This window comes from uncultured Nostoc sp. (genome assembly GCF_964245445.1).
Lineage (GTDB): Bacteria > Cyanobacteriota > Cyanobacteriia > Cyanobacteriales > Nostocaceae > Nostoc.
In genome coordinates this window covers 1-12,023 of the sequence record NZ_CAXTNE010000063.1, presented here as the reverse complement: position 1 = coordinate 12,023, position 12,023 = coordinate 1, and the positions used below count along the sequence as shown (strand labels likewise).

8 protein-coding genes and 1 tRNA gene are annotated in these 12,023 nt (G+C 43.3%); 3 read left to right on the top strand and 6 right to left on the bottom strand.

Translation table 11 applies throughout. From position 1 onward, the window contains the following. The 3 genes from ACFE90_RS13235 to ACFE90_RS13225 form a co-directional block, all read right to left on the bottom strand. Positions 1-5,573 (bottom strand): AAA family ATPase (locus ACFE90_RS13235; RefSeq protein WP_375501161.1); only part of this gene is annotated, 5,573 nt, incomplete at its 3' end. After that, positions 5,455-5,859: a hypothetical protein gene (locus ACFE90_RS13230; RefSeq protein ID WP_375501159.1), complete on the bottom strand. Its 405-nt coding sequence runs from the start codon at positions 5,857-5,859 to the stop codon at positions 5,455-5,457. The genes ACFE90_RS13235 and ACFE90_RS13230, both read right to left, overlap by 119 nt. A gap of 381 nt (positions 5,860-6,240) precedes the next feature. Further along, positions 6,241-6,972 (bottom strand): MBL fold metallo-hydrolase, encoded by a 732-nt coding sequence (locus ACFE90_RS13225; protein ID WP_375501157.1) that lies wholly within the window; start codon positions 6,970-6,972, stop codon positions 6,241-6,243. 191 nt (positions 6,973-7,163) lie between these two features. Here ACFE90_RS13225 and ACFE90_RS13220 point away from each other — a divergent pair, with 191 nt between their 5' ends. After that, positions 7,164-8,684 carry a site-2 protease family protein gene (locus ACFE90_RS13220; protein WP_375501155.1) on the top strand — a complete coding sequence of 507 codons (1,521 nt, stop codon included), beginning with the start codon at positions 7,164-7,166 and terminating at the stop codon, positions 8,682-8,684. Positions 8,685-8,876: 192 nt separating this feature from the next. Here ACFE90_RS13220 and ACFE90_RS13215 read toward each other — a convergent pair whose 3' ends face one another. The 3 genes from ACFE90_RS13215 to ACFE90_RS13205 all read right to left on the bottom strand — a co-directional run bounded on the left by ACFE90_RS13215 (position 8,877) and on the right by ACFE90_RS13205 (position 10,799). Then, positions 8,877-9,443 (bottom strand): phycobiliprotein lyase, encoded by a 567-nt coding sequence (locus tag ACFE90_RS13215; protein ID WP_375501153.1) that lies wholly within the window; start codon positions 9,441-9,443, stop codon positions 8,877-8,879. Between the two features lie 72 nt (positions 9,444-9,515). After that, positions 9,516-10,196: a HEAT repeat domain-containing protein gene (locus tag ACFE90_RS13210; protein WP_375501151.1), complete on the bottom strand. Its 681-nt coding sequence runs from the start codon at positions 10,194-10,196 to the stop codon at positions 9,516-9,518. Positions 10,197-10,714: 518 nt separating this feature from the next. Continuing rightward, positions 10,715-10,799, bottom strand: a tRNA-Ser gene (locus ACFE90_RS13205). A 106-nt stretch (positions 10,800-10,905) separates the two neighbouring features. Here ACFE90_RS13205 and ACFE90_RS13200 point away from each other — a divergent pair. Next, positions 10,906-11,274: a 2Fe-2S iron-sulfur cluster-binding protein gene (locus tag ACFE90_RS13200; protein WP_375501149.1), complete on the top strand. Its 369-nt coding sequence runs from the start codon at positions 10,906-10,908 to the stop codon at positions 11,272-11,274. A 160-nt stretch (positions 11,275-11,434) separates the two neighbouring features. Next, positions 11,435-12,004, top strand: a complete 570-nt coding sequence (locus ACFE90_RS13195; RefSeq protein WP_375501193.1) for a thermonuclease family protein — start codon at positions 11,435-11,437, stop codon at positions 12,002-12,004. Positions 12,005-12,023 lie beyond the last annotated feature (19 nt).

Sequence of the window (12,023 nt, the reverse complement as noted above, 5' to 3'; positions counted from 1 at the left end):
GTAAATAAATGGTCAAAAATCTTTTGTTTTACTTCTTCGGTTATTCCATTACCATTATCAGCAATGATAATTTTTATCAAATTTTCTTCTAGAGAAGTTGTAATTACAATTCGATTGCAATTATGCTGAATATCCTCAAACCTGCGTCCATTATTCGATTCTTCCAAAGCATCAATAGCATTGGCTAAAATATTCATAAATACTTGATTTAATTGACCAGGAAAACATTCAATTTGGGGTATATTTCCATAGTTTGTAACTACTTCAATCGCCGGACGCTGTTCGTTTGCTTTCAAACGATGTTTCAAAATTAAAATCGTGCTGTCAATGCCTTGGTGGATATGAAATGGCACCTTATAATCTCTATCAGCACGAGAAAAAGTGCAAAGGCTGGTGCTAATATTTTTTAACCTGTCACACGCCATAGACATAGAATCAATTATCTTGGGCAAGTCTTCTAGGCTGTAATCCAAGTCAATTTCTTCGGCATGGTCAAGAATCTCTTTACTTTTACTGGGTAAAGTTTCTTGATAAAGTCTAAGATGTTCAAAAATATCAGCAACAGTAGGTTTAGCTTGTTTGAGACTGGCATCAATGAAACCCAGAGGATTATTCATTTCGTGAGCTACGCCAGCAACTAAATTACCCAGTGCTGACATTTTTTCACTTTGGACTATTTGTAATTGAGCATTTTGTAGATCGATTAGTGCTTGTTGCAAATCAAGCGATTTTTGCTGCAAGGCAAGTTCTGATTGTTTGCGTAAGCGAAGCTCGTCGTAGACATCGCTAATATCAATTACCACCCCGTCCCATAGAATTGCGCCATCGGCTTGTCGCTCTGGCCGAGAAGCAGATTGAATCCATTTTACGGTTCCTGAAGGCAGAATAATGCGCCATTCTAGCTCAAATGGTGTGAGATTTTGGGCAGAGTAGGCGATCGCTTGTACAATTGCTGGCTCATCGTCAGGATGATTCATGGCGTAAAGGCTATGCGTCCCTGCCATGACTGACTCTGGCTCTAACCCATATAAATCGAAACAGCCAGAGCTAACATAAGGTGTTGAAGTTGAACCGTCAGCCGCTAGACGGAATTGGTACACCATCCCAGGAATATTATTCGCCAAATTATGGAAGCGGGTTTCACTAGCCTGCAATTTTGCTAGAGATTGTGTTAATTGTTGAGCAGAGTTTTGAGAATCGCGATAAAGTCGGGCATTTTCCAAAGAAATTGCAGCTTGAGCGCAAAGTAAGTTTAGTAGTTCGACGCGATCGCTTGTAAAGGCTCCGGTTGCCAAATTGTTTTCTAGATACAATATGCCTAGCAACTTTCCCTGATGCAAAATCGGGCAGCATAAGATACTTTTGGGCTGCTGTCGTTGAATATACGGATCATTAATTAATTGCGGATGCACTGTGGCATCAATAATCACTTTTGGTTGTAAGCTGCGTTTGACGGTATTAATTAAACCAACTGGCACATCAACACAGTCTTCAATAGATTGTGGGTTGAGCAATATCGGGTAAAAATCGACTTTAGCAGCCTGTTTCTGTACACCGTTCAGGGAAAGCTGTGCTGACGCCTGAATTAGTAAACGATCTGACTCCAATAGCATGAACACACACTTATCGGCTCCCGCATTTTCAATGACGATATGCAGTAATGCTTTTAGCAGTTTTTCGAGTTCGATTTCCCCTGAAATAGTTTGATAAGCTTTGAGAATGGCAGCTAAATCTAAAGCAACAGAGACGCTACTACTACTGGAAGTGACGGAACTGGTGGAAGTGGCGGAACTGGTGGATGTCACACTCCCCAATGTGAACATAGTTTCGTGAGTGGAGAGGGGAGAACGGGTTTGCTCAAGGATAGGGGCGAGGAGTTGGGGATAGCGTCGTTCCAAGTCGGCGACTTTGGCTTTAGCACCCCAACGAGCATAGCCGTAGTAAGATTGGGTCAGGTATTCCCCAGCTATGCGCTGTTTGCCCCAATCGAGGTAAAATTTGGCGGCTAGTTCGTTCGCCAATGCAACTTCTTGGATATAACCGTTTTCTTTGGCTGCGGTGATGGCGCGATCATATAATTCTATCGCCTCCGATTTCTGTCCTAGAACGCGATACCGTTCTGCTTCAACCAAATAAAACTTTTGTAAATGATTGGCTGGAATATAGCTGGCCCAAGTTTTGATCTTTTCCTGATTTTTGCTCACCCGCCCAAGAATGTGTTGTTGTTCTGTTTCGGAAACTTGGGAATAGATTGCTAGATGAGCTAGAGAATCATAGGTGTGGAAGATTGGAACCACAAATAATCCTATTGCACCGCCTAGATAATTTTCAGTAGCGATCGCAGCTTCTACTGCAAGTTCAAACTTCCCAAACAGATAACCCAGAAAAAGTTTACTCACATAGAAATAGTACAGCGCAGTTTGATCGCCTGAGTGCTGGAGGACTGGCAGCATTTGCTCTTGATTGAAAGCCTTACCAACCAATTGCCATACTTGGGCACCATCGCCGATTAAATTCAAAACCCCTTGTTGAAAAATAGTCAGATGGCTGAGAAGTCCTTCTTGTTTGAGGTGAGTAAGTTGAAAGCGGAAGGCATCACTTTCCCGACTTAGCTCTCCGAGTTCTTTCCCGACAAACAAAGAGTGCATGACGTAACCGAATGCACAAATGGTAGATGATTCTAAATCTCCCGTTTCCAGCCCAATTTGATAGCCTTCCCGAAAAAGCCTTAAGGTGTTCCTGAGCGGCTCTTTCCAATGCAATACACTACAGCATACTGCGACATAAGTTCTGGCTTTCAACTTTTTGGCATTAAACTGTTCGAGTAATTTGAGTGCTAGTTGTCCAAACTGATAGCCGCGTTCAATGTCTCCTACCGCCCCACAAAGCAGCAGTCCATAGTAAGCATAACCATTTATAGAGTCTGAGGTATTGCCATACTGAACAGATAAATTTACTTGCTCAAGGATAATAAATGGTAAGAGTGTTGGAGCAACAACATAGGCAGAAGAAGAGACACCTACGAGAATCCGCATAGCGGCTAATTTGTCTGACTCTATCATCTGATGTAGAGCCATTAAATCTGGCGGTTGCCTTCCAGCTAAAATGGATTTGGTTACATCGAAAGCCGATGCAATATCTGATTCGCGCGGCTGCTTTGGAAAATGGATTCCTAACTGCTCTAAAATCTTGAGAGCAAGCTCCACGCCCCGTAGAAATTGATGTTGAGCTTGAGCGGCTTGAATTTGGATTTCATAGACTTTAACGGTATCCAATAAGGTTCTAGCATTTTCCAAAATGACTGCTGGAAATTGTGCCATCTGCTCAAAGTTGCCACTTAGATAAGCTGCTTCGGTGGCAGCTTCATAAAGTGTCAGGGTTAGTTCATATTCTGTTTGCCACCGCTCCTGTGCAAGCATTGCAATACCTATAGTGGCATACTCAAATGCGGCGGCGTATGCTGTTGCAGCTATTGCTTTTTGTGCAGCTTGTAAATTGAGTTGAGCGAGTTCTGTTTTCTGAGATGGATCGACAATTAAGCTATTTCCGATATTGAGTTGATTGACAATCTTAAATAGTTTTTCGTCCTGTTCTGAGGCTGGTGTATGGTTCAGCAAAAGTTGCCCAATTTTCAGGTGAGTAACCTGTTTTTGCTGGTTGGGAATGAGAGAGTAGGCTGCTTGCTGAACGCGATCGTGCAAGAATTTGTAAACTGTCATTTGTCCTCTCTTACAAAGTTCTGCTTGGAGGAAACCTCCGCTCAGACTTTGCGCTTTGTCATTTGTCATTTGCAAATGACCAATCACCAATGAGGAATCCTGATAAAACTTGTAGACTTCATTGGTTGGAATCACAAATCCTTCTTGCAATGCTTTCCACAAGTCCGAAGCGGTTTCTGTCTGCGACTTTTCATAGACGATCGCCAGCGTCGCCAAATCAAACTGATTGCCAATACAAGCTGCCAGTTTCAAAACATCTTGAGTGTTGGGTGGCAATCTATGAAGCTGTTGTGCCATAAATTCCACTACATCATCGGTGAGAGCGAGCGATCGTACTTGCGTCACATCACACTGCCAAAAACCTTCCTCCCAATCAAAGGTAATCAGCTCATCCTCATGCAGCGCTTTCAGAAACTGAGTCGTGAAAAAGGGATTGCCTTTGGCTTTTTGATAAACCAACTCTGTCAACGGCAATGCCTGTTCAGTTGCACAACTGAGCGAATCGGCGATTAAATGGTTCACATCTGCTTGACTCAAGGGAAATAGAGTCAAAGTGTTGACGCAAGAAGATTCCTTTTTGATTTCATCTAGCGTCAACATGAGTGGATGAGCTGCAAATACCTCGTTATCGCGGTATGCGCCAATAATGAATAGATAACCGCGATTGCTCTCGGCCATCAACAGCTTCAGCAAATTGAGCGATGCCGAATCTGCCCACTGTAAGTCATCGAGAAACATCACCAACGGATGCTCTGGTGTGGTGAAAACTTGAATAAACTTTTGGAACAGCAGATTGAAACGGTTCTGTGCCGCACTGCCCGATAATTTAGCGATGGCTCCGCCAACGCCAGGGGCGAACGCAGGCTGTTTGCCGATCATCTGCTCTAGTTCAGGAATCACCTCGATCAAGACTTGCCCATTCTCTCCAACTGCCGCTAAAATCTTGCTCTGCCATTTCTTTAGTTGGGTATCGCTTTCACTAAGCAACTGTCCTATCAGGTCACGAAAGGCTTGCACAAAAGCAGACAGAGGAATATTGCGGTTGAATTGGTCATACTTACCTTTGATGAAGTAACCGTTCCACCGCACAATCGGCTTATGCACTTCATTAACGACTGCGGTTTTGCCAATGCCAGAGAAACCTGCTACCAGCATCAGTTCACAGCCACCATTGGCAACATGGCCAAATGCTTCCAGTAACGTCTGTACTTCCGATTCGCGTCCGTAGAGTTTTTCTCTGATGAGAAAGCGATCGCTAATATCTCGCTGTCCCAACTCAAACCAGTTATGTTTGCCTGTTTCTCGCCATTGTTCTAGGCAAGTAACGAGGTCATGTCTAAGTCCCAACACACTCTGATAGCGGTCTTCCGCGTTCTTCGCCATCAATTTGCGGATAATTTCACCCAGCATCAAGGGCAAATCGGGGTTGAAATCGCAGGCTAAGGGTGGAAGTTTCGCAATGTGGCAATGCACCAACTCCATTGGTTCCTGGGATTCAAAGGGCAGTTGTCCACTCAGTAGTTCAAAGAAAGTCACACCTAATGAATAAAAATCGCTGCGGTAGTCAATACTCCTGTTCATCCGTCCAGTTTGCTCTGGCGACAGATATGCTAGCGTTCCCTCCAACCCGTTAGGACTTTGGATCTCCTGGGTTTCTCGTGGTAGAAGCGACGCAATACTGAAATCAATCAGCTTAATTTGTTTGGTGTCAGGATGAATTAAAATGTTGGCTGGTTTAATGTCTTTGTGAATGACGCGTTGTTGATGTAACTGGTGTAGCGTGTCTAGCAGTTGCAGAACAATGGGTAAGAATTGCTCTAAAGTCAGTGTTTTTCCTTGAGTAAATTGCCGCAAGGAAATACCACCATCCTCCATTACCAGGGCATAGCCATTGTGATAGGTCCAGGCTATAGGGTTTGATAATGCCAGAAATATCTAAGTTTTTAGCGATCGCATATTGGTTGCGAAACTGTACTAATTCGCTAAAAGTTGGGTATTCTCGTTTTAAGAGCTTGATGACAACTGGTAGGCGATCACATTCTCGTACTGCCCGATAAACTTGGGTACGAGAACCTGAATAAAGTTGCTCTAAGATTTGGTAGCCAGCGATCCTTAAAGTTCCATCAGCTTTTGCGCTCATAAATTTTTACGGGAATTCCTGTGTACTAAAGTTAGAATTCCCAGGACAATATCTTGCTTAACAAATATTACAAAACTTGCATTAGGGACTGGGGATTGGGGATTGGGGATTGGGCAAGAGAGAGGGAGTTAAAACTTAGACGCTGAGCTTCAGAAGGTGGAAGTTGAGCTTCAGGAGGTGAACATTGAGCTTCAGGAGGTGAACATTGAGCTTCAGAAGGTCGACTTTTAAGTTTTAAAGGACTTCCAGAAAATAAATTATCCAATTTACTCAGATAATATTTTTCTTTCTCCCCCAGCAAGACAGCTAATAGCCCCCCTGCCTACACCGCGATAAAATATTTTTTTAGTTGGAAGTCCCTAACTCCCCATGCCCAATGCCTCAAAAAGGCTGTATCCGCAGCAAAGCTGATAAATCTAGAGAGGCAAGGTGTTGATAAGCCTGATCCATAAATCGCTTGCCCCTGAGAAAGCCTGTATTAGCACCGGGACAAATGTAGCGGAGAGTTTCTGATGTAAAATTTTCTAACAAGAATCGAAGACTCTGAATTTGCCTAGGCCAGTGAAAGGTTTTAGCTGTCCGTAATGGTACTGGTTCACCGTGCTGGTTAGGGAGTAAATGACGACCAGAAAACAATATACCTCCAAGTTCACTGTAGTAGAAGCAAGATGAACCGGGAGAATGACCTGGTGTCCAAATCGCTTGGGCTGCGGCATCAAGCGTAAATTCCTGCCTGAAGGTAGTTAAGGTTAAGCCTGGTAACAAATAAGCTTCTTGCTCTTGAATCAACACCTCGCAGCTAAAGATTTGCTGAAATTCAGCAGTCTTGCCAATCGCGCCTCGATGGGTGAGAAATAACCAACGCACGCCTCCATGCGATCGCAAAAAATCTTGATTTGTTTGGTCTAGGGCAGGGCAGTCTATGAGGATATTGCCTTCATTTCTTACAATAAGATAAGAGGTTCCCCCTAATGTGTCCCGATTGGGTGGAAAAGCAAAAATGCTCTCTTGTGCGAAGTCCGATTGCAGAGAACCTCCGCTAAGAACTTCGTTAGGGAAAACAGCCCGTGGTGGCTTAGTTGTATGGCTTGGCACTTGAGGTAGAGGGCACATAATCAAAGAACCGAAACTGAGGAGTTGTAGACAATGTGGTTACAGTGTGGAAATTCTAAAGAATTGAAACTTGAGCGTTAACCGGCACTGTTAACCATTGTGAAAAAAATTGGGATTTGAGGTCTGCCTTGTAGTTAATGCTATGGTGCTGAAGCTACGTGGGACGTTTTGTTAAAATTACTGAAGATAATATGGCATTTTGGTTTCTGTTTATCCTCCTACTGGGGCTAGCTACTTATCTAATGGTGCAGCACAGCGTCGCTCAGATCACCCGGACGCCAGTATGGTTGTTGTGGCTGGTTTTAATGGCACCAGCATTACTGTTGAGTGGATGGACGCTGCTGTATGGGCCAAAACAACCTCCACCGCCAGCGCTGATTCTTTGGTCGATATTTGTCTCCACAGTGTTGTACTGGACGTTGTTTCAATGGGGGCGTCGATCGCCAACAGATACACAGGCCCAAACCCAACCCCAAGCCTCAGAATCACAGCCGACTATCCAGCCTATCCTAGAACCAATAGTGCGTCCCATTGAGCCAACGGAAGAGACTCAACTACGAAATTGTTTTCCTTGGTCTGTATACTACGTTCAAAATATTGAGTATCGACCACAAGCCGTGATTTGCCGTGGTCAGTTGCGAACTAAAGCTAGCAACGCCTACCAGCAGATTAAAACTAATATTGAAGCACAATTTGGCGATCGCTTCTTGCTGATCTTTCAAGAAGGTTTAAATGACAAACCTTTCTTTGTGCTGGTTCCCAACACTCAAGCTGCTAAAGAGAGAAATACACCACGACGCGAACAAGAACGCTTAACTCGTCCAGGATTAGCACTTCTACTGCTAGCAGCTACTTTGGTAACTACTACCTTGGTGGGAGTGGAAATTGCTGGTGTTTCTCTACCGCCCCTACGGGAAGTCGGTTCTTTGTTCAAAGTTCTATCTAACCCAGATGTTCTATTCAAGGGATTGCCTTATGCTTTAGGGTTAATGACTATTTTGGGTATTCACGAACTTGGACATTATTTAACGGCTAAATTCTACAAGATTCGCTCGACGTTGCCTTACTTTATTCCCATACCTTTCTTTTTGGGAACTTTTGGTGCATTTATTCAGATGCGTAGTCCGATTCCTAACCGCAAAGCTTTATTTGACATTAGTATCGCTGGGCCAATTGCAGGCTTTGTGGTGACTGTGCCATTACTAATATGGGGTTTGGCTCATTCTGATGTGGTTTCCATCACTGAAAAAACCCGACTTTTAAATCCTGATGCCCTTAATCCCAAGTATTCCATTTTACTAGCACTACTCTCGAAGTTAGCCTTGGGTAGTCAGTTAACGGCAAAATCAGCCCTTGATTTGCATCCAGTTGCAGTAGCTGGTTTTTTGGGACTAATTGTTACAGCCTTAAATTTAATGCCTGTGGGACAGCTAGATGGAGGTCACATTGTCCATGCGATGTTTGGACAACGAACTGCGATGGTAATTGGTCAAATTGCTCGCGTGTTATTGCTATTACTGGCTTTAGTAAGAGAAGAATTTTTGGTGTGGGCAATTATCTTATTATTTATGCCCTTGATTGATGAGCCTGCACTGAATGATGTCACTGAATTGGATAATCAACGTGACGTTTGGGGATTACTGGCAATGGGATTGCTGATTGTAATTATTTTGCCACTACCGCAGGCGATCGCTAACTTTTTGCAAATTTAAAAAGTTTCAACGCCAAGAGAAATATATCTAAATTTTTTCCCCACTATGGAATCAACCACAGTTTGGTATTTTGTTATTTGCACTTCTTCTAATGTAAAAAGGTGCGTTATAGACATTAGTCCTAACGCACTGAAAAACGCAGTAAAAATTTAGGATGGTGCGTAAGAGAGCGGCATAACACAGCCTACAAAACTAACTCGATACTGAATTAGCCGCCTCGGAAGCCTTCGCAGCTGGTGGAAAACCACCCATGCGAATCTCTGAAGTAAAGGAAGCGATACTAAATCCATCAAAACTCTTGAGGACATTTACCCGCATTCGTAAATTGGGGCTAGCAAACCACAGACGCTCTTCTAACGACATGGTTTCATCCTCTATAGTTAGGATTAAAGCACCATCACTGTCAAATTTATAGTGTCCGGCAACTGGAGTTTTATCGGCATCAACCATTTCTCGCAGTAGCTTACCTTCAGCTGGATTATCTGCATCAGTTACAGAAACTAACACAGTTGAACCACTGTGTTTTGCTTGATCTTTTCCTATTGTGCCATTCCAGGTAATTTTGGCAGCACAAGAGGCGGAACTAGAATTAATTTCGTACTGTTGACACAGTTTTATCACTTGTGGATCATCTAGTGCCAGCGCCTCAATGATGATGTCTGACTTGCTATCTTCAGATTGGTTAAAAGCCAAATGTTGACTAGTACGATGAGAAAACCATTTACCAGTACTTAACTGAAAAAACTCTTCAATATTCATGAATAAAATTACCCTGCATCAAAATGCTAAAATTCCCACTTAATTATTATTAAAAGGTAGCAGGATTTAATATTAAGCTTGATTGCCTATTTCCTCAAGCTTCTTGAGGCCAATCCTAGCTGCCTCAGCAACGTTGAAATGATTGTCTTTTTCTAGGTATTTTAAAGCTGAAACACTCTTGGGAGTAGGAAGATTACCCAAAGCTTCTGCCAAACGCTGCCTTACTAACCAATCATCTGATTGGGCAAAGCGCAGGATCTGATCGACTGACTCAATGTCTTGAATTTCTCCCAGTGCAGAGATTGCAGCTTGTTGCAACACTACTTCTTTGCTATCCAATGCCTGAATAAGTATTTGATGGGCACGAGGGTCTTTAATGTTACCTAAAGAAACGGCTGCACTAAAGCGCACTAGCCAATCAGTATCTTCATAAAATGCCCGTGAAAGTACCTCAAAGGCTCTGGCATCACCTAAATATCCTAAAGCACCAGCAGCATCAGCGCGTATCCCATAATCGGGGTCATTTTCGAGAATTCTGACCAAAATTGAATAACACTCTGGTGTCGGCTTGATTCCAAGGGCAAAAATTGCCATAGATCGCAGTTGCAAAGATTCATCATCTAGTACCTTTTTAATCAAAGGAACTGCATCTTCAGGGGACGCATGACGCAGATTGGCTAGGGCTACCATGCGATCGCGTAAATTTGGACTTTCTAACTGAGTAGAAATTTCTTGTAAGCTTAGAGCTGCCATTTAGTTCAAAGCGTTTTATTTACTTATCTTAATTTACCTGATCCGTTCATCAGGCTGTCGCCATAGTGAAGTAGGAGTTTGGCCACTTTACAAAATGGCTCAATTATGAGTGAAAAATAAACAAATGTTACAAGAGGAGGCCGAGGGCAGGAGGAAAGAAGTATTAATGAAAACTTTAGTTGTGAGTATAAAGCTTATTAGTATAAAATGTTGGCTTTTTTCCTCAAACTTTACTTACTTCTCCCTTAAAACTAGCCGCGAACAAGTTGGGAAAACCGCAAGGGCATAGTGGCTCTCCAACCAACGCCACTTTCAGTTTTTAGCCTTAACAACATTCCGTGGGTTTAAGTCCCCGGCAACAAAGAAGCCGCAAGTATGTGGAAAGCGGAGTCTAAATCGCCGTTACAAAACTGTACTTCCGACTTCCGACTTCTTTAACTAAACCATATTGCTTTTTAAAGAACCTGACTATTTGTAGAAATCTAGTTCAAACTATATATTTAGACTAGCTTTGAGAACGGAGAGGGGGGGATTCGAACCCCCGTTAAGTTTCCCTAAACAGACTTTCCAGGTCTGCGCCTTAAACCACTCGGCCACCTCTCCAGGTGCCACAAGTTACGATCATACTATAGAATCGCAGAAAATGCAAAGATAAAGAAAGATATTTTAGATTGAATCTGAAAGTCCCAATTCCAAAACGCAAATCCAGATGTCCCGTACATACATAATTAGAGTTCGCGATCGCGCCACTGGCCAAACCCACACCCTACAAGTCCCAGAAGACCGCTACATCCTGCACTCTGGCGAAAAACAAGGGGTAGAACTGCCGTTTTCCTGCCGTAACGGGGCTTGTACCACTTGTGCGGTGAGAGTTTTATCGGGAGAAATTTACCAACCCGAGGCGATCGGATTGTCGCCAGATTTACGTCGGCAAGGTTATGCCTTGTTATGTGTGAGTTACCCCCGTTCTGACTTGGAGGTGGAGACACAAGACGAAGATGAAGTCTATGAACTCCAGTTTGGCCGGTATTTTGCTAGGGGTAAAGTGAAAGCGGGTTTACCGTTAGATGAGGAATAAACAATTGAATAAGGCAGGAGGTTTTGCTCATCAACCCCACCTGAACGACGAGAGTCACTTGAAGAACTTGGGGATTCAAACCCAAGCTACCTCTGGTCGCAGCATGAGGCAAAAGACATTATTCCTCCTGCCTCTTTTGTTCAAAATCACCGATCGCGCAATGACGACCATAGGCGAAATTTTAATGCCTATGCGTCTTGGTGATTGGGTGCGAAAAATAGCGATTTTGGCTTGCTTGTTGCTCTTGATAAGTTGTCAAGGTAAAAACCAACTGCCAAACAATGAGGCTCAGGTAAAAGTAGCGCGGATAGTTAGTGGGCAAAGTTTGGAAGTGGTAGGCATGGCTGAACAACCAAATTTAATTTCCCAAGTGCGGTTAGTTGGCATTGATGCACCAGATTTGCGACAGCGACCTTGGGGGGACGCAGCAAAAGAACAGTTAGAGAATCTAATTGGAGGTGCAGAACAATCGGTAACGCTGGAGTTTGATTTAGAAACAAAAGACAAAATCGGGCGAACTCTAGCTTATGTGTGGAAAAATAAGGTGTTGTTGAATGAGGAATTAGTGAAACAAGGGAATGCAATGTTTGTAGAGCGATCGCCTAACCACAAATATGATCAGCGTTTAGAACGTGCCCAACAATGGGCTAGACTTATGGGCCAAGGAATCTGGAACCCAGAAAAACCCATGCACCTCACTCCCGCCGAGTTTCGCCGTCAAAATCTTTGAAGAGTGGAGAGTGAAGGAG

What these genes read in the sequence shown, in the direction of transcription:
- ACFE90_RS13230 (WP_375501159.1), bottom strand. Translation starts at nt 5,859, where the DNA reads ATGAGCGCAAAAGCTGATGGAACTTTAAGGATCGCTGGCTACCAAATC.
- ACFE90_RS13225 (WP_375501157.1), bottom strand. Translation starts at nt 6,972, where the DNA reads ATGTGCCCTCTACCTCAAGTGCCAAGCCATACAACTAAGCCACCACGG.
- ACFE90_RS13220 (WP_375501155.1), top strand. Translation starts at nt 7,164, where the DNA reads ATGGCATTTTGGTTTCTGTTTATCCTCCTACTGGGGCTAGCTACTTAT.
- ACFE90_RS13215 (WP_375501153.1), bottom strand. Translation starts at nt 9,443, where the DNA reads ATGAATATTGAAGAGTTTTTTCAGTTAAGTACTGGTAAATGGTTTTCT.
- ACFE90_RS13210 (WP_375501151.1), bottom strand. Translation starts at nt 10,196, where the DNA reads ATGGCAGCTCTAAGCTTACAAGAAATTTCTACTCAGTTAGAAAGTCCA.
- ACFE90_RS13200 (WP_375501149.1), top strand. Translation starts at nt 10,906, where the DNA reads ATGTCCCGTACATACATAATTAGAGTTCGCGATCGCGCCACTGGCCAA.
- ACFE90_RS13195 (WP_375501193.1), top strand. Translation starts at nt 11,435, where the DNA reads ATGACGACCATAGGCGAAATTTTAATGCCTATGCGTCTTGGTGATTGG.